Source organism: Actinosynnema sp. ALI-1.44 (genome assembly GCF_001984155.1).
In the GTDB taxonomy this organism is placed as follows: domain Bacteria; phylum Actinomycetota; class Actinomycetes; order Mycobacteriales; family Pseudonocardiaceae; genus Kibdelosporangium.
Genome location: NZ_MTQO01000054.1, coordinates 954463 through 976168, shown reverse-complemented (window position 1 = coordinate 976168; position 21706 = coordinate 954463). Strand labels below are relative to the sequence as shown.

Sequence of the window (21706 nt, the reverse complement as noted above, 5' to 3'; positions counted from 1 at the left end):
CACGGGGCAAACTGGGCGGCGTGATTCGGGACGTCGCCATCGCGCCCGTGCGTGGGCTGGTGTTGGGCGGGCTGTCGTTGCTCGGCCTGGTCGCGCTGCTGGCGCACGCGGTCGTGCTGCTGCTGAGCCTCTCGCTGGGCCTGGTGGTGCTCGTTCCGTGGGCGGTCGGGCTGGCCCGCCGGGTCACGGGCGCCCACCGTCGCCTGGCCGCCCGGTGGCACTCCGTCCACATCCCCAGCCCCTACGCGCCCGAGCCCGCGCCGCCGCAGCCCGACGCCGAGGGCCTCTACGAGTGCCTGGGGCAGCTGTACAAGACCCCGAAGCTGCCCACCCTGTACAACAGGGTCGACTGGATGCTGGACGACCGGGCGACCTGGCGCGACGTCGGGTGGCTGGTACTGAGCGCCACTGTCGGCAACGTGCTCACGCTGATGCCCGCCGCGTTGATCGTTTACGGGGTGCTGAACGCGCCGTGGGGGCTCGCGTTGGTCGTGCTCGGCTTCGTCGTCGCGCCGGTGCTGCTCCGCGTGCACACCGCCGCGAGCAAAGTGTGGCTCACCCCGCCACGGCGCCCGATGCGCGGCAAGGCGAGCAAGTTCGTCGTCGAGTGGGGCCGCAGCTCCGGGCTGTTCGCGCTGTCGTTGTTCAGCCTGGTCGCGTTGGTCGCCGTGCCGTGGGCGTGGAAGGTGGCGAACCTGCGTCGCACGCGAGCGGCCGACTGGTCGGGTGCGCCGGTGGCCAAGCCGCTCACCCCACGCGTCACCCGGCGTGAACTGTTGTTCTTCCTCCTGGATCCCCTGGTCGGGGTGCCGATGACTGTGGTGCCCCTCGCGTTGGCGATCTACGGAGGCTGGGGCCTGGCCATCCCGCAGACGTGGCGTTGGTTCGTGCCCGCGCCGGAACGGGATTGGGGAGGCGGGTGGTACGGCCAGTTCGCCGGGTCGGACCTGCTCGCGTTGCCCGTCGCGGTGGTGCTGATGCTGGGGGCGGTCTGGCTCGCGCCGTTCGTGGTCAGGTTGAACGGCCGCTGGGTGAAGTACATGCTGTCGCCTGGCAAGGAGACCGCGTTGGCGCTGCGCGTGCATGAGCTGGCGCAGACACGGACCGAGGCGAGCGACGCCGCGGAGGCGGAGTTGCGCCGGATCGAACGCGACCTCCACGACGGCGCCCAAGCACGGCTGGTCGCCATGGGATTCGAGCTGGGCGCGTTGGAGCAGCTGATCGACCAGGACCCGGTGAAGGCCAAGAAGGTGCTGACCGCGGTCAAGGACAACTCCGCCAAGGCGCTGGCCGAGTTGCGTGACCTGGTGCGTGGCATCCATCCGCCGGTGCTCGCCGACCGCGGGCTCGGGGACGCGGTCAGGGCGCTGGCCCTGGACACGCCGTTGCCCGTCAAGGTCAGGGTGGCCCTGCCCCGGCGACTGGACCCGCCGGTCGAGTCCGCGGCGTACTTCGCGATCAGCGAAGCCCTGCTCAACGTGGCACGACACGCGGACGCCACCGCGGCGCGCGTGGATGTCCACCTCGGTGAGAACGCGCTCGAGCTGGTCGTCCGGGATGACGGACGCGGCGGAGCCGACGCGTCGCGCGGCACGGGTCTGCGTGGCGTTGCGCGACGACTGAGCGCCTTCGACGGGGCGATGACCGTGCACAGCCCGGTTGGCGGGCCGACGACGGTCAGGATGACCTTGCGGGTCAGCGCGGGCTGAGCGCGCGGTCCGCGATCTTGCTGAGGACCGTGGCGGCCTGGGCGGCGGGCACGGCGTCGGTCGTGGCGATCACGACGACGGTCGTGCCCTGGTGGGTGGCGACCAGGGTGACGGTCTTCCGCGCCGTCAGCAGCGTGCCCTTGTCGGACCCGACGGGGACCTCGCTGGCCTTGGCGCCCGCGCCCTTCTCGTCGTCGATGGTCTTCTGGACCCTCGTGGCGGCCGAGTTGGCGTCGTTGTAGCTCGCCAGGCCGACACGCACGGGCGCGTCGTTGACCTGCTCGCTGTTGCCCACGCCGTAGAAGCAGTCGATCCGGTCGGTGCGGCCGATGCTCGCGTCCGCGTTGCCGTTGACGAACTTCGTCGCCCCGGGAAGCTGCTTGCCGACCGCGTCGGAGATCTCCTCCGGTGTGCCGATCGCACCGCACCCGGTCGGCAAGGCGCCGACGATCCGCGACGAGGCCGACTTGAGCGGGCTCGTCGACGAAGGGCTGTAGCTGGGGGCGGGGACTACGAGGGGTGTTCGCTTCTCAGTCCCGCAGGCCGCCAAACCGGCGATCAGCACCACGGCGGACGCACTCCGTGTCCATGCCTTAGCACTCACAAGGTGTAGACCGTAGTCCCCCTGATGGGTGAACGGGACACCAATCCCCGAAAAAGTAACGAACGAACAACGCGAGCAACACACACGTCTCGGGTTGTCGCGGCGGTGAGCAGCGGTTTTTGATCACCGCAGCGACACAAGCACCTGATAACGATCTTGGTGAACCGACGTCCGCTACACCGAGGGCCGCAACGCAGCGAGACCGCGCGAACACCAGCAGTACTTGACTCCGCCTCGCCAACACACGAAGAGGCCCCACACCGGAAACCGGTGTGGGGCCCCTCGTTCGTACTAGCTAGCGAGCCTGCTCAGCGGCGGTCAGACGCCACCGGACAGCTTCTCGCGCAGCGCGGCGAGCTGCTCGTCGCTGGCCAGGGTGCCACCGCTCTTGGCCTGGGTCTCCGACCCGGCCGAGGAGTAGCTCTGGTCACCGGCGGCCTCGGCACCTTCGCCCGCGGCAGCGGCGGCGTCGGCCTCGGCGGCCTTGCGGATCTGCGACATGTGCTGCTCGTAGCGGGTGTGCGCCTCGGCGTACTGGCGCTCCCACTCCTCACGCTGCTTGTCGAAGCCCTCTTGCCATTCCTGGGTGTCCGGGTCGAAGCCCTCGGGGTAGATGTAGTTGCCCTCGGCGTCGTACTCGGCGGCCATGCCGTACTGGGTCGGGTCGAACTCGGTGTCCGGCGTGAAGCCCTCGTTCGCCTGCTTGAGCGACAGCGAGATGCGGCGGCGCTCCAGGTCGATGTCGATGACCTTGACCATGACGTCGTTGCCGACCTGCACGACCTGCTCCGGGATCTCCACGTGGCGCTCGGCCAGCTCGGAGATGTGGACCAGGCCCTCGATGCCCTCGTCCACGCGGACGAACGCACCGAACGGAACGAGCTTGGTGACCTTGCCCGGCACGATCTGGCCGATCGCGTGGGTGCGGGCGAACTGGCGCCACGGGTCTTCCTGGGTCGCCTTCAGCGACAGCGAGACGCGCTCGCGGTCCATGTCGACGTCCAGGACCTCGACCGTGACCTCCTGGCCGACCTCGACGACCTCGGACGGGTGGTCGATGTGCTTCCAGGACAGCTCCGAGACGTGCACGAGGCCGTCGACGCCACCCAGGTCCACGAAGGCACCGAAGTTGACGATCGAGGACACGACGCCCTTGCGGACCTGGCCCTTCTGCAGCTGGTTGAGGAACTCGCTGCGGACCTCGGACTGGGTCTGCTCGAGCCAGGCACGGCGGGACAGGACCACGTTGTTGCGGTTCTTGTCCAGCTCGATGATCTTGGCCTCGAGCTCGCGGCCGACGTACGGCTGCAGGTCGCGGACCCGGCGCATCTCGACCAGGGACGCCGGCAGGAAGCCCCGCAGGCCGATGTCCAGGATCAGACCACCCTTGACCACCTCGATGACGGTGCCGCGCACCGGCTCGTCGGCCTCCTTGAGCCCCTCGATCGTGCCCCAGGCGCGCTCGTACTGCGCGCGCTTCTTGGACAGGATCAGGCGACCCTCCTTGTCCTCCTTCTGGAGAACAAGCGCCTCGACCTCGTCGCCGACCTTGACGACCTCGTTGGGGTCGACGTCGTGCTTGATCGAGAGCTCACGCGAGGGGATGACACCCTCGGTCTTGTAGCCGATGTCGAGAAGTACCTCGTCGCGGTCGACCTTGACGATGATGCCTTCGACGATATCGCCGTCGTTGAAGTACTTGATCGTCGCATCGATCGCGGCGAGGAAGTCCTCCGCCGTCCCGATGTCGTTGATCGCGACCTGCTGCTTCGGCGCGTTGGAAGCCGGGACAATGGTGGTGTCGGTGGACATTAGGTAGGTGGCTCCGGTACGGATTGGGAGTAGTTGGGTTGTTTTAAGTTCTGGCGCACGGTGTGATGGCGAACGCCCTGTGGCTGGTGTGATCATGCACAAGGTTCAACACCGATACGCGCAACCCGATTCCCAGATTTCTCACCTGAACCGCAGGCAGCGCGAAATTCACCGCGCGGGCGGTATCGTACGCGCCCGCGCGAACGTCGGGCAAACCGGATGCCCATAAGGAGCAGGCGTGGACAGCGAGCAGGACCGGTACGCCGGCGCTCAAACTACTCTCGGAACCGTCGGTCCCGCTCGTCGAAAGGTCGACGCGGGCGAGTCCGTGGCCGCCAACATCGCGTGGTGGGACGCGGACGCCGACGACTACATGGCCGAGCACGGGGACTTCCTCGGCGCCGCCGACTTCCTCTGGTGCCCCGAGGGCCTGCGAGAACGCGACGTGGAGCTGCTCGGCGAGGTCGCGGGCAAGGACGTCGTGGAGATCGGCTGCGGCTCCGCGCCGTGCGCCCGCTGGCTCGCCGGGCAGGGCGCCAGGGTCGCGGCGCTCGACCTCTCGGCCGGGATGCTGCGGCACGCGAAGCACGCGAACGACGTGACCGGTATCACACCGATGTTGATCAGGGCGAACGCCGAACGCCTGCCGTTCGCGGGCGCGAGCTTCGACATCGCGTGCTCGGCGTTCGGCGCGGTGCCGTTCGTCTCCGACGTGCGGACGGTCTTCCGCGAGGTCGCCAGGGTGCTGCGGCCGGGCGGCCGGTGGGTCTTCGCCGTGACTCACCCGATCAGGTGGATCTTCCCCGACGACCCCGGCCCCGCCGGTCTGCAGGTGATCAACTCGTACTTCGACCGGACCCCGTACGTCGAGGTGGACGCCGACGGGCGCCCGACCTACGTCGAACACCACCGCACGCTGGGCGACTACGTGCGGGCGCTGACCGGATCCGGGTTCGCCGTCGAGGACCTGATCGAGCCGGAGTGGCCGGAGGAGCAGACCAGGGAGTGGGGCCAGTGGAGCCCGCTGCGCGGCGGCCTGTTCCCCGGCACGGTGATCTTCAGCTGCCGGAGGGGTGCGTGAGCTTCCCCGACGAGCTGGTCGACACGCAGAGCACGTGGTTCGCCCGGCTCGACCCGATGCTGCCGCCCGCCGTGCGGCCGCCGGACGGCGAGGTGATCACCGCGGCGTTGCCCGACGGCTCGCGGGTGGCCGGTGTGCTGGTGCCGACCAGGCTCGCGCCGGACGCGATGCCGACGCTGTGGTCCGCGCTGGAGGTGTGGGAGCTGCACCCGATGCTCGGCGAGCACGGCATGGCCGAGCTGGCCGAGGGGTGGCGAGCGGTGATGGGCCGCCTGCGCACGGGCCCGGACTCGTCGTGCCTGGTCACCTGGCCGAGCCGGGACGTCATCGCCACGCGGGTGTTCCTCGACCACGGCCTCGTCCCGCTGTCCACACTGGCCATCCGGACCGGCGCGCCGCTGCTGCCGTCGCCCGGCGCGCTGAAGGTGCGCCGCGCGGCCCTGCGCGACCTGGACACCCTGCTCCCGCTGGCGATGGCCGAGCTGGAGTACTCGGCGATGGTCGGCGGCACGGTCCTGCGCCCGGGTGCCGAGCAGGTGAAGGGGGCGGCGCTGGCCCGTCACCTCGACCAGGGCGACCCGATCTGGATCGGCGAACGCGACGGGATCGCGGTGGCGATGGCGGAGTGCTGGTACAACGAGTCGACCACGGGGTCGTGGAGCGAGACCCGCCTGCGCCACGGGCTGTGGGGCTACGTCAACAGCTTCTCCGTGTCGCCGTCGTTCCGCGGCGCGGGCGTGGGACGTGAGCTGATCTCGGTGGTGCACCGCGAGCTCGCCGCGGCGGGCGCGGTCGGCACCTTCCTCTACTTCAACCCGCCCAACCCGTTGTCCACGGTGTTCTGGGCGCGCCAGGGCTACCGGCCGCTCTGGACGATCTGGGAGGTCCGGCCCGCCTCAGCCCTGCGGTGACCGATTCCGGGCCGGACCCCCGACCAAAGTCATAGACGGCTCTGGACCGTGGTCCGATGTGCCGGGACCGCATGATCACAACACTGTGATCATGCGAAACCTCGCCGTCCTCCCCTTGATCACCGCGGCCGTGCTGGCCGTGGCCTCGCCCGCGACCGCCACCGCCGCAACGGATGCCGGGCTGCTGCGACCCGGCGGGAAGCTGCCCGTCGGGCAGCGCGGCTATCACCTGACCGACCCCACTCGGGCCAGCCAGTGGCAGCCTGGCCAGCGCCAGGAACTCATGGTCTCGCTGTGGTATCCGGCGCTCCCGATGGGCAGGCCCGCCGAGTACATGACGGCGGCGGAATCCGCCGCGGCGGTGCGCGGCCTCGGGCTGGACCTGCCGGACAACGCGTTGCAACGGGTCAAGGTGCACTCACGCCGCAACGCACCGGCGCTGCCCAGCTCGCGTGGCTGGCCGCTTGTCGTGTTGTCCCCGGGGATGGGCAACAGCCGGACCACGTTGACGACGATGGCCGAGCAGCTTGCCTCCCAGGGGTTCGTGGTCGCCGGGATCGACCACGCGTACGAGGGGGGCGGCGTCGAGTTCCCCGGCGGTCGCCTGTTGCCGTGCAAGCCGTGCGGCATGAAACCCCAGCCCGACTGGGGCCAGGTGCTCTCCGAGCGCACGCGGGACGTCAAGGTCGTGCTCGACGACCTGCTCACCCGGCGTCAGGTACGGATCGACCAGTCCCGGATCGGCATGGCCGGGCACTCGGCGGGTGGTGTCGCGACGATCCAGGTGCTGGCGACCGACCAGCGGGTCAAGGCCGGTGTGAGCATGGACGGGCCGATCTACCGGCCGGTCGACGTGGCCAAGCCGTACGCGGTGCTCACCAGCCCGATCGGTGAGGAGGGCTGGGCCGGGCTCTGGGACGCGGCGTGGCCGCGACTGACCGGGTGGAAGGAACGCAGGTACCTGCCGGAGACCGGGCACTCCTCGGCCACCGACAACGGCTACCTGGCGGTGGCGTTAGGGCAGCAGGACAAGATCCCGGCCAACGCGTGGAAGAACCAGTACGGCACCGGGGACCCGGTGGCCTCGGTGCGGGTCTTCCGCGACTACCTGACCGGGTTCTTTCAGTCCAGGCTCTGAACGAGCCCGGCCTGGTAGGCCAGGATCGCCGCCTGCACCCGGTTGCGCACCCCGAGCCGCCCGAGAATCGCGCTCACGTGTGCCTTGACGGTGCCCTCGACGATGTGCACGCGAGCGGCGATGTCCGCATTGGACAGTCCGGAGCCGAGCAGCGCCAGCACTTCGGTCTCCCTGGGGGTCAGGACCGAGATCCTGTCCCGCGCGCCGGAGTTCGACCGGGGCAGCTGGTCGATCACCCGCTTGGCGACCCGGGGAGACAGGAACGCGGCGCCGTCGGCGACCGCCCTGATCCCGGCGATCAGTTCGGTGGGGTCGCCGGACTTCACCAGGAAACCGTTGGCGCCCAGCGACAGCGCTCGTTCGATGTAGGCGTCCTCGCCGAACGTGGTCAGCATGACCACACCGGTCTCCGGCCGCAGCCGCTTGATCTCGGCAGCCGCGGTCAGACCGTCCAGCTCGGGCATCTGGATGTCGAGCACCGCGATGTCCGGACGGTGCCTGGCAACCTGGTCGACGGCCTCGCGGCCGGTCCCGGCCTGGGCGGCGACCTCGATCCCGGGGTCGCTGCCCAGGATGGCCGCGATGCCCGCCCGGACCATCGCCTCGTCGTCGGCCAGCACCACCCGAATCACGAAACCGTTCCTAGCTTGAGTCTTGACCTTCGAGCGGTGCCAGCCCGCCCTTGTCGATCATCAGTGCCACCTTTGGTTGGTCATTCCTGCTTGCGACAGCGAGAAGATCGACCAGACGGCTGCGGTGATCAGTGTGCCTCATACCGGTGAGAGGCGTGCCGAGGGGAGTGATCGGAGTTCGGCGGCATCGCGGCAGACCTGCACCGCCCCTGGGAGAACCCACACCCCGACGGGCCGCCCGCGACGGACGGCCGCGCGAACCGACTCACTCAAACGACCTGGGAGGGCAGTGGGGCGATCCCCTCGGAAGTGCCCGTGAACTTCGCCGTCACAGCGAACCCGCCACCGTCGGCGCTGTCACGCGGTCCGGCGTCGAATGTCCCACCGGCTCGTTCGACCCGCTTGCGCAGACCGGCGAGTCCGCTTCCGCCGGACGCGAGCCCGCTCTGCAGGGAGGAGGGTTCGTTGACCACCGAGACACGGTTCGAGGTGACAGTCACGACCACGGGAGCGCCCGGTGCGTGCTTGGCCGCGTTGGTCAACGCCTCCCGCACGACGTCGTAGACCACCGGCTCGATCCCGGCGGCCACATCCTCCACAGTGGACGTGACGGTCATGCCGGATTCGACGCTCCTGGCGATCAGGTCGCGCACGCTCTCCGGCTCCCGCAGGACTTCGAGGATCTCCCGCAGCCGCTCGGTCGCGGCGGCCACGCTTTCCCGCAACTGCCCGACGGCCGCACGCTGGCTGTCGTCCAGGCCACCGGAGACTTCGAGCACCCCGGCGCGCACAGCGATCAGAGTGAGGTCGTGGCCGAGCGAGTCGTGCATGTCCGCGGCGATCCGGGCGCGTTCCTTCAGCCTCTCCTGGACCGCGTCCTGCTCGGCACGGCGTCGGACGTGCTGGCGTCTGGTGAGGTAGACGGTGGCGGCCACGAGCACAAGCGGCCACACCGGCACACGGCCGCCGTAGTCGAACAGCACCGCCACGCCGGACGCCACCGCCGTGGCCAGCGCGGCCGCCGGGTACCGCCTGATGGCCACCGCTGTGAGGGCGACAGCCACCAGTCCACCGAGAAGCTCCCAGGGCATGGGATTGTGCGAGCTGTCGAACACCAGCACGCCGGTGACGCAGGTCCACACCGCACCTTCGACGACCCCCACCCGCATGCGCTGAAACTACAAGCTCATACCCGCAAGCCGCGGCGTAGGTCCTCCAGTTGGTCGGCGATCACGAAGGACCCGCGGAAGGTGCCCGCGGAACCACGCGACTTGGTGGGACAACCAGCTCCTTGGCCAGCCAGTGGCCCACGTACTTGTCGTCGTTGAACGGGTCGACCTCGACGTAGCCGCACGCGGCGTACAGCGCTCTGGCTTCGACGAGGTCGTCGCGCACGTCGAGGCGCATGGTCACTGCCGCGTGCCGCCGTGCCACCCGTTCGGCCTCGGCGAGCAGTGCCCGCGCCACTCCCCTGCCGCGGGCGGCCGGGACCACGTACACCCGTTTCACCTCGGCGAACGGCGGCTGGTGCAGTCGCAGCCCGACGCACCCGAGGACCTGCTCGCCGTCCACGGCGAGCAGCATGTGGATGTCGTCGCTGGGTTCGTCGGCCATCGCCTGGTCGACTTCCGCCGTGGTCGCGGGCCTGCCGTAGTACCGGCCGACGATGTCGGTGTAGTACTCCCGCAGCAGCGGCATGGTCTGGCTCACGGGTGTCGCGACGATCTGCACGACCCGATCCTCACCGGCCAGTCAACGCGTTTACAGCACGCTGGCGACGAAGGCCAGCAGGAGCAGGGTGAGGAAGCAGCCGAACACCTTGTTCATCGTCTTCTCCCCGATGTCATCGAGCGCCGTCGCCGCGCGGAAGACCACGGCCATGAAGAGGCACACATAGAGCACGGTGTCAGTACCCATGGCCGTACTCGTTCATCAGGCGGTCCAGCACCAGCACCGACATGCCCGCGCTCAGCCCGCCCGCGAGCACCTTCTCGTCCCAGTCGTCAGAGGTCATCGCGAGCAAGGCGCCTGCGGCGATACCGACGCCTTCCAGCCGTGCCGCGATCTCGGCGGGTACGGCCAGGAGGAGCAACGCGATCTCCTCACCGTCGGCGTCCGGGCTCCGGCGGGCGGCGGCCACACCGGCCATCGTCGTGAGCTTCGAGCCGACCGCGATCCACATCAGTACCCGCAATACGAGCTGCACGATTTTCATGTCCACCAGCATCGACCTGACTCGGACATCATGTCAAGACACTCTGTCCGGACAACGTGTCCGGAAATGATGTCCGACAGTAGGATGTGCACATGCCGCCGAGCCGAACCACCCGCAAGCAACGCCGCGACGCGATGGAGCAGCGCGTGCTCGCGGCGGCCGAACAGCTGGTCAGGGACGGCGAGAACTTCGGCGAACTGAGCGTCGAGCGGCTGGCGGGCGTCTCGGGGATCTCCCGGTCGACCTTCTACGTGCACTTCGAGGACAAGGGCGATCTGGCCCGCCGGATGACCAAGGCCGTCGTCGCCGACCTCGAGGAGGTCTCCACCGACTGGTGGTCGACCGCCGACCAGGCCGACCGCGGGCAGCTCAGGACGGCGATCGGCGCGATCATCGACGTGTACCGGCACCGTGGCGCCGCGTTCACGCTGGTCTCCCAGGCCGCCGCGGTCGACGAGTCCGTCGCGGACGAGCTGCGCGGCCTGATGCGACGGCTGATCGACCGGACCCGTCAGGCGATCGAACTCGGCCAGGCCGCCGGGGCCATGCGCCCGGTGGAGCCACGCGAGACCGCCGCCGTGCTCATCTGGATGATCGAGCGAGTCGGGCACCAGATGCTGCGGCCGAGCGACTCCGGCGGCCACGACAAGGTCGCCGACGTGCTGACCGACATCATCTGGTCCACCCTGTACAGAGTCTGACCGAAAGCCTCAGCAAGCAGCGTCACAGTGTCCCGGCTTGCGAGGCGGTCCCACGCGGAGCACTATTTGAACTGACCAGTCAGTTCAAAGAAAGGCCATCCGGTGGAGATCCGCGCCGAGCGAGTCGGGGTCGACGGGCCGCACGGGCCGTTGCTGCGGCCGACCTCGTTGACTGTCCGCGAAGGCGAGGTCACGTTCGTCACGGGCGAGCCCGACGCCGGTCACACCACGCTGGCCCTCGCGCTCGGCGGTCGCATCCGGCCGTCACACGGAACGGTCGTCCTCGACGGCGACCCGGACCCCGCCAAGTTGCGTAAACACGTCGTGTTGGTCGACGCGCCCGGTGTCAACGAGCCGGAGGACGGCCTGAAACTGGGCGACGCGATCGCCGAAGAGCTGATGAACGCGGGTCAACGTGCCAACCGCGCCGCTGTGCGGGACTGGCTGCGCACGCGGGACGCCGAGCAGTACGTCGGCCACCGCGTCGACAATGTCCCGCCGGAAGTACGGACGCGGCTGCTCATCGAGGCGGCCGGCGCCAAACCGGACGTTCAGGCTCTGCTGATCGACCAGCCGGACCGGCACGTCAGCGAGCCGTGGACCTGGTGGCCCCACGTCTTCGGACAAGCCGAACGCGGCCTCGCGGTCGTCGTGCTGTGTGCCATTCCCACAGTGCGTGCGCTCAACGCCGAGGCAGCCATGATCGGAGTGACAGAATGAACGCCCTTCGCCTGGCGGGCAACGAGCTCCGCCGGATCACCGCGGGGAAACTGCCGAAGCTGGCCGTCCTCGCCCTCGTACTGGTGCCGCTGCTGTACGGCTCGTTGTACCTGTTCGCCAACCACGATCCCTACGGCAGGCTCGACCACATCCCGGCCGCGCTGGTGATGGAGGACGAGGGCACGCAGGAGTTGGGCAACGCCGGTGACAAGGTCGCCAAGAAACTCGAGGACTCCGGCGCGTTCGAGTGGCACGAGGTCGACGCCGAGGACGCGGACGCGGGCGTGCGGGACGGCAAGTACTCGTTCTCGATGACCATCCCGAAGGACTTCTCCGCGGCGCTCGGCTCCAGCGCGGAGTTCCAGCCGCGTCAGGGCCTGATCACGGTGACCACCAACGACGCCAACAACTATCTCGTCAGCACCATCGCCGACAAGGTGTCGGGTGAGGTGCGCCAGTCGCTCACCTCCGAGGTCGGCCAGAAGGCGGCGGACAAGTTCCTGATCGGGTTCAACACGATCTACTCCAAGACCCAGGAAGCCGCCAACGGCGCGAGTCAGCTGGCTGACGGCGCGGCGCAGGCCCGTGACGGCGCGGCGCAACTCGACACAGGTCAGCGCAAGCTCGCCAGTGGCGCGAACCAGCTGGCTGCCGGGACTCAGGAGCTCAGCAGCGGCTTGAACACGTTGCACGACAAGACGAAGGACCTGCCGGCGAACGCGCGCAAGCTCGCCGACGGCGCCGCGCAGGTGGCCGCGGGCAACGCCCAGCTCGCCGCGCAGGGGCAGCAGATCGCGGACGTGTCCAAGCAGTTCGTCGGTGATCTCGACCAGCTCAACGGCGACATCGCGGCCAAGCTGCGCGCCGGGGGCTTCACCGAGGAGCAGGTGCAGCGGGTGATGACCGCGCTGGGCCAGGTGCGCCAGCCGATCGACAACGCCAACGCGAAGGTCCAGACCGCATCGGCCCAGCTGAACAAGCTCGCCGCCGGAGCGAAGCAGGTGTCCGACGGCGCCGCGCAGCTGGCCGCCCAGTCGCCCGCTCTGGCCGACGGCATCAGCCAGGCGGCCACCGGGGCGAACAAGCTCAACACGGGCGCGGCGCAACTGGCCGCCGGTGAGAAGACAGCGGTCGACGGCACCGCCAAACTCGCCGCGGGCAGCAAACAGCTCGCCGACGGATCGGTGCAGCTGCGCGACGGCCTCACCCAGGGCCTCGGCCAAATCCCGCACCCGGACGATCCGACCCGCGGCGCGACCGCGCAGACCATCGGCAACCCGGTGGCGATCAACGCGGTCGGCGAGGTGAAGGCGGGCAGCTACGGAGCCGGGCTGGCGCCGTTCTTCCTCGGCCTGGCGACGTGGATCGGCGCGTTCGTGCTGTTCCTGCTGATCAAGCCCCTGTCGAACCGCGCGATAGCGGCCGGGCTGCCCTCGTGGCGGGTGGCGATCGGCGGCTGGTTGCCCGCGGCCGCGCTGGGCATCGTCCAGGTGATCCTGTTGTTCACGGTGGTCACCACGCTCGTCGGCGTCGGCGCGAACCGCCCGCTGGCCGCGTTCGGTCTGCTGGCACTGGCGTCCCTGGCGTTCACCGCGATCCTGCACGCGCTCAACGCCTTCTTCGGCGCGGTCGGCAAGTTCCTCGGTCTGGTCCTGCTGATCCTGCAGCTGATCAGCTCCGGCGGCACGTTCCCGTGGCAGACGTTGCCGGACGTGCTGTACCCGTTGCATTCCGTGCTGCCCATGGGATACGTGGTCGACGGGATGCGCCACCTGCTCTACGGTGGGTCGATGGTGAGCGTCGGCAAGGACGTGCTCGTGCTGCTGGCGTACCTCGTCGGCGCGCTCCTGGTGTCCACACTGGCCGCCAGGCGACAGCGGGTGTGGACGCCGTCGCGGTTGAAGCCGGAGCTGGTGTTGTGAGCCCGAGAACCGAAGCCACGAAACAGAAGCTGTTCGACGCCACCCTGCGCCTGGCCAGGACCAACGGCATGGTCGGGCTGACCGTCGACGACATCGCGGCGGAAGCCGGGGTCGCCAAGGGCACGGTGTACTACAACTTCGGCAGCAAGGACGGTCTGGTCGACGCGCTGTTGCGGTACGGCGTGGACCTGCTCGCCGACCGGTTGCGCAAGGCCGGCGAGGTCGAGGACCTGGTCGACGCCGCGCTGTCCTACTTCGCCGACTACCCGGCGTTCGCCCAGCTGCTGGTCAGCGAGCTGTGGCGGACACCGGGCCAGTGGCACGAGACGTTGACGCTGCTGCGTGACGACATCGTGTCGATCGTCAAGGAGCACATGCAGCGCCTGGCCGACGACGGCAGGCTGCCCGACGGCGTGCAGACCGGCACGGCCGCGTCGGCGCTGTTCGGCACGCTGCTCGTGGTCGCGTTGGACTGGCAGGTGTTCCAGCGGCAGCGCACACGCGACGAGGTCCGGGAATCGGTGATGTTATTGGTCCGGGGGCTCGGCCGGACGCCGTAAAGAATCATGGAACTGGCTGGAACCCGCCGGCCGCGTGACGCCTCTTGTCTGGTGAGGAGAGGGGGCGGGTTGTCCGACCAGTGGTTCGCCGAGCTGTACGAGGCGTCCTACCGGCGCATCGTCGTGGCGACGTACGGCCTGGTCGGAGACATCGGCGAAGCGGAGGAACTGGCGCAGGAGGCCTTCGCGCTCGCCTACAGCCGACGCCGCCGGGTGCGTGCCGCGGACAGCCCGGAAGCGTGGTTGTACACCGTGGCCATCAACCTCGCCCGGCGACGCTGGCGGCGCCGCAACACGCTGGACCGGCTGTTGCGCCGCGAGCCTCCACCGCCGACGGTGGAGTCGCCGGACGGCTGGGCGGTTGAGCATCTGGAACTGCACGCCGCGATCAGGAAGCTGACCTACGAGCACAGGGCGGTCGTGGTGTTGCACTACCTGGCCGACATGCCGGTCGACGAGGTGGCCGTGGCGTTGGGAATCCCCGTGGGAACGGTGAAATCCCGGCTGGCCCGGGCCCGGGCGGCCCTCGCCGCCCGGCTCGGCGTGCACCGGGAGGTGGAGAATGCCTGATCTCGACTTCGACGGGCTGCGCACCGATCTTCGCGATGCCGTACGGCAACCTCCGGTGGACGACGTCATCGCGCGTGCCCGCCACCGGAGCAAGCGTCGCCGCACGCAGATCGTCAGCGTGGCAGCCGTCTTCCTCGCGGCAGCCGTTGTCCCGTTGGTTCGCCTGGGGGTGCAACGGGACACGGCTCCGCCACTCGATCCGTCGGACGTGAACCAGGTGGTGTCGTTGGACTTCTACGACTCCACGCACGGCTACGCGCTCGGTCGCAGATGCGAATCGGTCTGTGAGGGGTGGCTCATGGCCTCTGTCGACGGCATGACGTGGGAACGCCGCGTGGCTCCGCCGACGGACTTGAGATTCAGCGAACGCCCAGACCGGCTGATCACGTTGGGCGCGTCGCGGGTTGTGATCGAGGACTACTCGCCCAGCGGTGCGGTGAAGCGGCTCTTCTCCGGCGACGGCGCACGAACCTGGCAGCAGGTGCCGGCCCCAGGCGGCATTGCGCCGGTAGCCACGATTCCGGGGTCGTCGGTGTTGGACTGCGCCGACGGCGCCGTGAACGTGTTGTTGCCCGACACCGGCGGCACAGCGCGCCTGACCCACCAGCCGCCGTTCGACGTGACCTCGTGCGACACCTACCCCGACCAGTGGAAGCGGTGGTGGGTCGCCGGGCGGGACCGAGCGACGGGCAACGTCACGATCGCATCATCCAAGAACGGTGAGCAGTGGACACTCGGCACACTGCCCCTGACCGCCGGACCGCCGAGGGCCATCTCGATCGCGGCTTCGCCGACCGCCGTGTACGCGGTCGAGGCGAACGCCGGCGAGACACCTACCACCATGGTCGCGATCTTCCGCAGCAACGACAATGGCGTCACCTGGGAACGGACTTGGCCGCTGGGCGCTCAACCCGTGGTGATCGCCGGAGTGCCGGTCGCGGGCACCGACGGCAAACTGCGCATCTCCGGGTACCCCAGCACCAGTGGGGAGAGCTGGGTCAGCGCCGACGGCGGCAAGACCTTCACCGCGGAACCGAGCAAGGCCGCGGGCGAGGCGCGGCGGATGAGGACCGGTTACGTGGTGATCCGCCCGGACGGCCGGGCCCTGATCTCGCCGGACGGAGTCAGCTGGTGGGACAAGGAGCTGCCCGTCGCATAGCAGTGGCTCCGGGGTACTCAGTGGTCCCCGTCACAAACCTTACGGTTCCTTAGGGATCGGCGAACCCCAGGTATTGTGCGGCGACGTGGCCCGCACGAGACTGAGTGGCAGTGACGTGCGACTGGGGGTCCATGTGACAACGGAGCTGAAATTCCGCGTGCTCGGACCGCTGCGGGCCGGGGACGCGGAGCTCGGCGGTACGAAACCGCGAGTGCTGCTGGCAACACTGCTGCTGAACGCCAACCAGACGGTCACCGCCGACATGCTGACCGACGCCTTGTGGCCGACCCGCAGGCCGCGTTCGGTCGCGGCGAACCTGCGGACGTACGTCAGCGCGCTGCGGGCGAGCTCGCCCGAGATCGGCGCGCGGATGCGGACCGACCGGATCGGCTACTCCATCGCGGTCGGCCCCGGCGAGCTCGACCTGACCGAGTTCACCGAACACGTCGCCCACGCCCGTCGGCTGCGGGCCGCGGGCAGCCTCGCGGAGGCGACCGCGAGCCTGGAGCAGGCGTTGGCGCTGTGGCAGGGTGACCCGTTGGCGGACCTGCCCGGTGTGCACGCGTGGGGTGACCGGCTCGCGGCACTGGCCGAGGCCAAGGTGATGGCGACGGAGGAACTGCTCAGCCTGCGCGTCGCGGAGGGCCGCTACCAGGACGCGATCGCCGAGCTGCGGCCGTTCCTCGCCGAGCACCCGTTCCGCGAAACCGGTTGGCAGCAACTGCTGTTGGCTCTCAACGGCAGCGGGCAGCAGGCCGAGGCGCTGCGGACGTACGCGGAGATCCGCGGCAGGCTGGTCACCGAACTCGGTGTCGAACCGGGACCGGACCTGCGCGAGGCGCATGCGGCGATCCTCAAGGGCGAGGCGCCGCGGCCGGAACCGGCTTTCGCGCGGATCCCGAGGCAACTGCCGCACGACGTCCCGGACTTCACCGGGCGCGGCAAGCACATCGCGGCGCTGCGGGCGATGTTCGCGACCGCGGGTGAGGCGGCGGCGGTCGCGACGATCGTCGGATCGCCCGGTGTCGGCAAGACGTCGTTGGCCGTGCACGTCGGGCACCTGGTGAAGGACGAGTTCCCGGACGGACAGTTGTACGTGGACCTCGCCGGGACCACGAATCGGCCGCGTACCGGGAAAGAAGTACTCGGCAGCCTGCTGCGGTCGTTGGGCGTGACCGGTACCGCACTGCCGGACACCACCCACGACCGCGCGGCGCTGTACCGGTCGTTGGCGTCGGAAACGCGGATGCTGGTGCTGTTCGACGACGCCGCCAACGCCGCCCAGCTCCGTGACTTGCTGCCGGCCGACAGCTGGGGCGTGGTGGTGACCAGCCGCCAGCGGATGGCGGAACTGCCTGCCACACACCAGATCGAGCTCGATGTGCTGCCGACGGCGGAGGCGGGCGAACTGCTCGGCAAGATCGCCGGGTTGGACCGGGTCAGCCGCGAGCCGGAGTCGGCCGAGGCGATCCTGCGCTCGTGCGGGCACCTGCCGTTGGCCATCCGGATCGCGGGTGCCCGGATCGCCGGTCGCCGCGGCTGGACGTTGACCGTGCTGGAACGCAGGCTGGCCGACGAGGCGCAGCGGCTGAGCGAGCTGAAGGCGGGCGAGTTGGCTGTCCGCGCGAGTTTCGACCTCAGCTACCGGCAACTGCCCGACGCCGCCGCGGCGGCGTTCCGCCTGCTGGGCAGGCTCGGCCCGGCATCGATCCCGGAGTGGGCGGTGGGTGCCCTGCTCGGCCGCGGCGACAGCACGGACCTGGTCGACGTCCTCGTCGACGCGAACATGCTGGACATCGCCGGGGTGGACGTGATCGACCAGCCGCGCTACCTGATGCACGACCTGATCCGGTGCTACGCCCGCGACTCGGGGGACGCCGACGTGCGCGAGCCGGTCAGCCGGGTCGTCTCCGGCTGGCTCGGGCTGACCGAGCGGGCCGTCGGCGAACTGCCCGCGAGCATCTTCCGGCCGCTGCGCACGGACACCGCGCGCCACCCGATCGACAAGTCCGTTGTGGACGCCGTGGTGGCCGCGCCGCTGAAGTGGCTGGACGCGGAGCACGAGACGGTGATCTCGGTGGTCGAGCTCGCGGCGAACGAAGGACTGGACGAGCTGGCGTGCGCACTGGCGACGACGCTGGTGCCGTACTTCGACCACCGCTGCCACTTCGACTCGTGGCAACGGGTGCAGGAGATCGCGTTGAAGGCCGCCGGGGACACCGGCAGCCGGGCGGTGCTGATGCGTGGATTGGCGCAGGTGCACCTCTACCGCGACTCGTACAGCACGGCCGAAGCCATGTTCGCCAAGTCCCGCGGCATGTTCGTCGAAGTGGGCGACTCGATCGGCGAGGCGTTCGCCAGCTGCGGCATCGGCGCGTCGAGGTACTTCCGCGGCCGCCCGCTCGCCGCGCTGCCGTACTTCCACAAGGGACTGAACATCTTCGTCGAGCACGGCGACATCCACGCGGAAGCCTACGCGCGGCAAGCGATCGGCAAGGCCCAACTGGCGATAGGAAACCAGGCCGAGGCGGCGAACTGGCTGCAGCGCGCCCTGTTGCTCGCGCGGGAAACCGGCGACCGGCACCGCGAAGGCCGCGTGCTCAGCGAACTGGGCAAACTGTACGGCGGACGGGACCAGACCAAGAAAGCCGTGCGCTACCTGGAGATGTCACTGGGCATCCTGCGTGAGCTCGGCGACGACCTCTGCTCGGCGTACGCGCTGCACTCGCTCGGCGACCTGCACGCGACGTCGGGCGACTTCGGTCGCGCCGAGGTCGAAGTCCGGCAGGCACTGGCGGCGTTCCGCCGTCTGAAGGACCGCAGCGGCGAGGAGAAAGCCGCGTGGACGCTGAACCTGTTGCGCAGGCGCCGCAACACGCACCTGGAGCACATCACGGGATGAGGCCGGTGGGACCCCTCAGTGCAGGGCGTTCCACGGCCTGAACTCGCCCACCTGGTGGACCGCGTGCCTGCGGCCGTCCAGTGCTCGGCGAACCCCGGCCAGCACCCCGTCCGCGGTCTCACTGTGGGTCAGCCACCGCGTTCTCCCGGAGTTGCGCCGGAAACCCAGCACCACCTGCTGGGTGGGGTGGCCCGCCAGCACCGGATCGGGGCAGCCCTGCAGCGGGTTGGCCGACGCGCTGCCGTGGACCTCGACCACGGGACACTCGTCTTCCAGCAGTGCGCTCACCGCGCGCAGGACCGGCCTCCGGAAACTCCCGTGCACCCAGGCCACCAGCAGTTCCGCTGGCCCGCCGAGGGCGATGTGTGCTCGCTCGGCCAGTTCTCCCGGCTGAGCCCAGTCGGCATGAACCCATACAGCGCCGTGGGTGTCCGTTGGCCGCCGCCGGCTCGGAGAGACCACATACCAGCCCTCGCTGGTCAATGCCTCCACGCAACCGGCGAGCATCCCGGTCCCACCCAGGACCAGCGCGCGACGTTGCGACGGCATCGTCCCAGGTTACCGAGCATCCCGGAAAAGGCAACCCCCGGTATACCGTCCTCTGTGGACGTTATTGGCCGCCGAACCGCGCCCCGAATCGTTCCCCGAATCGCTCACTGTGCAGCACATCGGCCAACGGCAATCGGTTGCGCCAGCCGTGCCGTTCCAGATCCGGCACGTCGTTGAGGTGGCTGACCGGGCCGAGGCACAGCCACGCCACCGGGCGGATCGACGCGGGAATCCCGAGCAGGTCCCGCACGAAATCCTCGCGGTAGAAGCTCACCCACCCCACCCCGAGCCCCTCGACGGTCGCGGCCAGCCACAGGTTCTGGATCGCCAGGCACACCGAGTACAGGCCCGCGTCGGCGATGGCGTGCCTGCCGAGGACCGCGGGCGCGCCTTTCGCCGCGTCGTAGGTCACCAGGACCGACAGGCTTGACTCGAGCACGCCCTCGATCTTGATCCGGCCGAAGGTCCGCGCCCGCTCCCCGGTCAGCTCGGCGGCGAACACCTCCCGTTCCCCGGCGACGTGTTCCTGGAAAGCCTTGCGGGTGACGGGATCCCGCACGACCACGAAATCCCACGGCTGACTCATGCCGACGCTGGGCGCCGCGTGCGCGGCGCCCAGCACCCGGGTGAGGACGTCGTCGGGCACCGGTTCGCCGGTGAACTCGGCCCGCACGTCCCGCCGCCGGGCGACCACTTCGTAGAAATCCACTCCCGGACACTAACGACCGAGCATGCGGTACTTCCGAACCGACAGCGGAAGGAAGATCGCCACCAGCACGACGGGCCAGATCACCGCGAGCAGCACCGGGTTGTTCGCCGCCCAGCTGTCGCCGCCGAGGCCCGGGTTGCCGAACAGTTCCCGTGCCGCGCCGACCGTGGCCGACAACGGGTTCCAGTCCGCGATCGCGCCGAGCCAGCCCGGCATCATCTGCGGCGCGACGAACGTGTTGGCGATCATCGTCACCGGGAACAGCAGCCCGTAGACCCCGGCCGCGCTCTCCGTGTTCGGCAGCACCAGACCGATGTAGATGCCCACCCAGATCACGGCGAACCGCAGCAACAGCAGCAGGCCGAGCGCACCGAGCAGCGGGCCGAACCCGCGATGCCACTGCCAGCCGACCAGCACGCCGCAGAGGATGAGCACGACCAGGTCGAGCACCGAACTCAGCATGTCGGCGAGGCTGCGCCCGACGACCACGCCGGAGCGCGCCATCGGCATGGACCGGAACCGGGTGGTGATGCCGCGTTCCTTGTCGGTGATCATCGCCGCCATCGTCACGCCGATGCCGAACACCATGGTCTGCCCGAACATGCCGGGCATCAGGAACTCCCGGTAGTCGCCCCCGCCCGGCACCTGCATCGCGCTGCCGAACACATAGCCGAACAGCAGCACGGACACGATCGGGAACAGCAGCCCGCTGATGATCTGCACCGGGCGGCGGATCAGGTGCGTGAAGTGCCGCCGGGTGACCACCCAGGCGTCGAGGACGCCCCACCGGACGCGTTCCCCCGTGGTCCGCGGGATCACCGGAGTGAGGATCATGCCGCCACCTCCGTCTTGTGACCGGTCAGGCGCAGGAAGACCTCGTCGAGCGTCGGCCTGCGCACACCGATGTCCTCGACGTCGATCCCGGCTGAGGCCAGCACGCCGACCAGTTCGGTCAACGCCACGACGCGGTTGCTCACCGGCGCGGAGATCCGGCGGTTGTCCTCGTCGATCTCCGGCGGCTGCTTGGCCACCCGTTCGACGAGCTCGGCCGCTTTCGGCAGGTCCTGCTGGTCGTGCAGGACGACGTCGATCTGGTCACCGCCGATCTGCGACTTGAGGTGCGCCGGTGTGCCGTCGGCGATCACCTTGCCGCTGTCGATCACCGCGATCCGGTCGGCCAGCTGGTCGGCCTCGTCGAGGTACTGCGTGGTCAGCAGCAGCGTGGTGCCGCCGTCGACGAGTGTCCGCAGCGTGTTCCAGACCTCGTTGCGGTTGCGCGGGTCAAGGCCGGTTGTCGGTTCGTCCAGGAACAGCACGGACGGCGCCATGATCAAGCTCGCGGCCAGGTCAAGACGCCGACGCATCCCGCCGGAGTACTGCTTGGGCGACTTGTGCGCGGCGTCGGTGAGGTTGAACTGCTCGAGCAGTTCGTCCGCGCGACGGCGCGCCACCTTGGCGCTGAGGTGGAACAGGCGGCCGAACATCACCAGGTTGTCCCGTCCGGTGAGGATCTCGTCGATCGCGGCTTCCTGGCTGTTGAGGCCGATCCGGTAGCGGACCTCGGCGGCCTGCTTGACCACGTCGAACCCGGCGACCTCGGCGCGCCCGGCGTCGAACGTCAGCAACGTCGTCAGCACGCGCACGGCCGTGGTCTTGCCCGCGCCGTTCGGGCCGAGCAGCCCGCACACCGTGCCCTCGGCAACGACCAGGTCAAACCCGTCCAGAGCGTTCTTGTCCTTGTACGACTTGCGGAGTCCTTCGGCGAGAACCGCGTGATTCATCTGCGTTACCCCCTAACTGGGTACACTGTAC

Annotated in this window: 22 protein-coding genes; 11 read left to right on the top strand and 11 right to left on the bottom strand. The window is 69.4% G+C overall.

The window, feature by feature from the left end; translation table 11 throughout:
• Positions 1 to 20 precede the first annotated feature (20 nt).
• Positions 21 to 1709: a sensor histidine kinase gene (locus tag ALI144C_RS55090; RefSeq protein ID WP_168211553.1), complete on the top strand. Its 1689-nt coding sequence runs from the start codon at positions 21 to 23 to the stop codon at positions 1707 to 1709.
• Here ALI144C_RS55090 and ALI144C_RS51300 read toward each other — a convergent pair.
• Together ALI144C_RS51300 and rpsA are read right to left on the bottom strand one after the other, a co-directional pair.
• Positions 1696 to 2277 carry a hypothetical protein gene (locus ALI144C_RS51300; RefSeq protein WP_076994536.1) on the bottom strand — a complete coding sequence of 194 codons (582 nt, stop codon included), beginning with the start codon at positions 2275 to 2277 and terminating at the stop codon, positions 1696 to 1698. The two genes, ALI144C_RS55090 and ALI144C_RS51300, sit on opposite strands and share 14 nt — an antisense overlap.
• A 354-nt stretch (positions 2278 to 2631) precedes the next feature.
• Positions 2632 to 4125 carry a 30S ribosomal protein S1 gene (rpsA, locus tag ALI144C_RS51295; protein WP_076994535.1) on the bottom strand — a complete coding sequence of 498 codons (1494 nt, stop codon included), beginning with the start codon at positions 4123 to 4125 and terminating at the stop codon, positions 2632 to 2634.
• A gap of 238 nt (positions 4126 to 4363) precedes the next feature.
• Here rpsA and ALI144C_RS51290 point away from each other — a divergent pair, with 238 nt between their 5' ends.
• The 3 genes from ALI144C_RS51290 to ALI144C_RS51280 all read left to right on the top strand — a co-directional run bounded on the left by ALI144C_RS51290 (position 4364) and on the right by ALI144C_RS51280 (position 7255).
• Positions 4364 to 5206 (top strand): class I SAM-dependent methyltransferase, encoded by an 843-nt coding sequence (locus tag ALI144C_RS51290; RefSeq protein ID WP_076994534.1) that lies wholly within the window; start codon positions 4364 to 4366, stop codon positions 5204 to 5206.
• Entirely contained in the window at positions 5203 to 6117 is a 915-nt protein-coding gene (locus tag ALI144C_RS51285) for a GNAT family N-acetyltransferase (RefSeq protein WP_237774706.1), read from the top strand. Before ALI144C_RS51290 ends, ALI144C_RS51285 begins: the two co-directional genes overlap by 4 nt.
• 91 nt (positions 6118 to 6208) lie before the next feature.
• The gene (locus ALI144C_RS51280; RefSeq protein ID WP_076994899.1) at positions 6209 to 7255 is read left to right on the top strand and encodes an alpha/beta hydrolase family protein; all 1047 of its coding nucleotides are present in this window, start codon (positions 6209 to 6211) and stop codon (positions 7253 to 7255) included.
• On the opposite strand, the gene ALI144C_RS51275 is transcribed toward ALI144C_RS51280, so the two are convergent.
• The 5 genes from ALI144C_RS51275 to ALI144C_RS51260 form a co-directional block, all read right to left on the bottom strand.
• Positions 7240 to 7887 carry a response regulator transcription factor gene (locus ALI144C_RS51275; RefSeq protein ID WP_076994533.1) on the bottom strand — a complete coding sequence of 216 codons (648 nt, stop codon included), beginning with the start codon at positions 7885 to 7887 and terminating at the stop codon, positions 7240 to 7242. The genes ALI144C_RS51280 and ALI144C_RS51275 overlap by 16 nt on opposite strands.
• 269 nt (positions 7888 to 8156) lie before the next feature.
• Positions 8157 to 9056, bottom strand: a complete 900-nt coding sequence (locus ALI144C_RS51270; RefSeq protein ID WP_076994532.1) for a sensor histidine kinase — start codon at positions 9054 to 9056, stop codon at positions 8157 to 8159.
• A 61-nt stretch (positions 9057 to 9117) separates the two neighbouring features.
• Positions 9118 to 9618: a GNAT family N-acetyltransferase gene (locus ALI144C_RS51265; protein ID WP_237774705.1), complete on the bottom strand. Its 501-nt coding sequence runs from the start codon at positions 9616 to 9618 to the stop codon at positions 9118 to 9120.
• 30 nt (positions 9619 to 9648) lie between these two features.
• Complete coding sequence (locus ALI144C_RS56155; RefSeq protein ID WP_168211552.1) at positions 9649 to 9804, bottom strand: hypothetical protein; 156 nt, start codon at positions 9802 to 9804, stop codon at positions 9649 to 9651.
• Positions 9794 to 10102, bottom strand: coding sequence for a hypothetical protein (locus ALI144C_RS51260; protein ID WP_143231412.1), 309 nt, complete (start codon positions 10100 to 10102; stop codon positions 9794 to 9796). Before ALI144C_RS51260 ends, ALI144C_RS56155 begins: the two co-directional genes overlap by 11 nt.
• Positions 10103 to 10194: 92 nt before the next feature.
• Here ALI144C_RS51260 and ALI144C_RS51255 point away from each other — a divergent pair, with 92 nt between their 5' ends.
• The 7 genes from ALI144C_RS51255 to ALI144C_RS51225 all read left to right on the top strand — a co-directional run bounded on the left by ALI144C_RS51255 (position 10195) and on the right by ALI144C_RS51225 (position 18636).
• Positions 10195 to 10803 (top strand): TetR/AcrR family transcriptional regulator, encoded by a 609-nt coding sequence (locus ALI144C_RS51255; RefSeq protein WP_076994530.1) that lies wholly within the window; start codon positions 10195 to 10197, stop codon positions 10801 to 10803.
• A gap of 102 nt (positions 10804 to 10905) precedes the next feature.
• Complete coding sequence (locus ALI144C_RS51250) at positions 10906 to 11523, top strand: ATP-binding cassette domain-containing protein (protein WP_076994529.1); 618 nt, start codon at positions 10906 to 10908, stop codon at positions 11521 to 11523.
• Complete coding sequence (locus ALI144C_RS51245; RefSeq protein WP_076994528.1) at positions 11520 to 13445, top strand: YhgE/Pip domain-containing protein; 1926 nt, start codon at positions 11520 to 11522, stop codon at positions 13443 to 13445. Before ALI144C_RS51250 ends, ALI144C_RS51245 begins: the two co-directional genes overlap by 4 nt.
• A complete protein-coding gene (locus tag ALI144C_RS51240; protein WP_076994527.1) occupies positions 13442 to 14005 on the top strand; it encodes a TetR/AcrR family transcriptional regulator in 564 nt (187 codons plus the stop codon). The genes ALI144C_RS51245 and ALI144C_RS51240 overlap by 4 nt, the downstream gene beginning before the upstream one ends.
• 69 nt (positions 14006 to 14074) lie before the next feature.
• Positions 14075 to 14575 (top strand): SigE family RNA polymerase sigma factor, encoded by a 501-nt coding sequence (locus tag ALI144C_RS51235; RefSeq protein WP_076994526.1) that lies wholly within the window; start codon positions 14075 to 14077, stop codon positions 14573 to 14575.
• A complete protein-coding gene (locus ALI144C_RS51230) occupies positions 14568 to 15734 on the top strand; it encodes a WD40/YVTN/BNR-like repeat-containing protein (protein ID WP_076994525.1) in 1167 nt (388 codons plus the stop codon). Before ALI144C_RS51235 ends, ALI144C_RS51230 begins: the two co-directional genes overlap by 8 nt.
• 133 nt (positions 15735 to 15867) lie before the next feature.
• Positions 15868 to 18636, top strand: a complete 2769-nt coding sequence (locus ALI144C_RS51225; protein ID WP_076994524.1) for an AfsR/SARP family transcriptional regulator — start codon at positions 15868 to 15870, stop codon at positions 18634 to 18636.
• 15 nt (positions 18637 to 18651) lie between these two features.
• Here ALI144C_RS51225 and ALI144C_RS51220 read toward each other — a convergent pair whose 3' ends face one another.
• From ALI144C_RS51220 to ALI144C_RS51205, 4 genes are all read right to left on the bottom strand, one after another.
• Positions 18652 to 19185, bottom strand: coding sequence for a hypothetical protein (locus tag ALI144C_RS51220; RefSeq protein WP_237774704.1), 534 nt, complete (start codon positions 19183 to 19185; stop codon positions 18652 to 18654).
• Positions 19186 to 19246: 61 nt separating this feature from the next.
• Positions 19247 to 19894, bottom strand: a complete 648-nt coding sequence (bluB, locus tag ALI144C_RS51215; RefSeq protein WP_076994522.1) for a 5,6-dimethylbenzimidazole synthase — start codon at positions 19892 to 19894, stop codon at positions 19247 to 19249.
• Between the two features lie 9 nt (positions 19895 to 19903).
• On the bottom strand, positions 19904 to 20728 hold the full coding sequence (locus ALI144C_RS51210) for an ABC transporter permease (RefSeq protein ID WP_076994521.1): 825 nt from the start codon (positions 20726 to 20728) through the stop codon (positions 19904 to 19906).
• Positions 20725 to 21675, bottom strand: coding sequence for an ATP-binding cassette domain-containing protein (locus ALI144C_RS51205; RefSeq protein ID WP_076994520.1), 951 nt, complete (start codon positions 21673 to 21675; stop codon positions 20725 to 20727). The genes ALI144C_RS51210 and ALI144C_RS51205 overlap by 4 nt, the downstream gene beginning before the upstream one ends.
• Between the last annotated feature and the right edge of the window lie 31 nt (positions 21676 to 21706).

Excerpts from the sequence above, each read along its gene's own strand:
- rpsA (WP_076994535.1), bottom strand. The coding sequence starts at position 4,125 with ATGTCCACCGACACCACCATTGTCCCGGCTTCCAACGCGCCGAAGCAG.
- ALI144C_RS51280 (WP_076994899.1), top strand. The coding sequence starts at position 6,209 with ATGCGAAACCTCGCCGTCCTCCCCTTGATCACCGCGGCCGTGCTGGCC.
- ALI144C_RS51270 (WP_076994532.1), bottom strand. The coding sequence starts at position 9,056 with ATGCGGGTGGGGGTCGTCGAAGGTGCGGTGTGGACCTGCGTCACCGGC.
- ALI144C_RS56155 (WP_168211552.1), bottom strand. The coding sequence starts at position 9,804 with ATGGGTACTGACACCGTGCTCTATGTGTGCCTCTTCATGGCCGTGGTC.
- ALI144C_RS51260 (WP_143231412.1), bottom strand. The coding sequence starts at position 10,102 with ATGAAAATCGTGCAGCTCGTATTGCGGGTACTGATGTGGATCGCGGTC.
- ALI144C_RS51255 (WP_076994530.1), top strand. The coding sequence starts at position 10,195 with ATGCCGCCGAGCCGAACCACCCGCAAGCAACGCCGCGACGCGATGGAG.
- ALI144C_RS51245 (WP_076994528.1), top strand. The coding sequence starts at position 11,520 with ATGAACGCCCTTCGCCTGGCGGGCAACGAGCTCCGCCGGATCACCGCG.
- ALI144C_RS51230 (WP_076994525.1), top strand. The coding sequence starts at position 14,568 with ATGCCTGATCTCGACTTCGACGGGCTGCGCACCGATCTTCGCGATGCC.
- ALI144C_RS51220 (WP_237774704.1), bottom strand. The coding sequence starts at position 19,185 with ATGCCGTCGCAACGTCGCGCGCTGGTCCTGGGTGGGACCGGGATGCTC.
- ALI144C_RS51210 (WP_076994521.1), bottom strand. The coding sequence starts at position 20,728 with ATGATCCTCACTCCGGTGATCCCGCGGACCACGGGGGAACGCGTCCGG.
- ALI144C_RS51205 (WP_076994520.1), bottom strand. The coding sequence starts at position 21,675 with ATGAATCACGCGGTTCTCGCCGAAGGACTCCGCAAGTCGTACAAGGAC.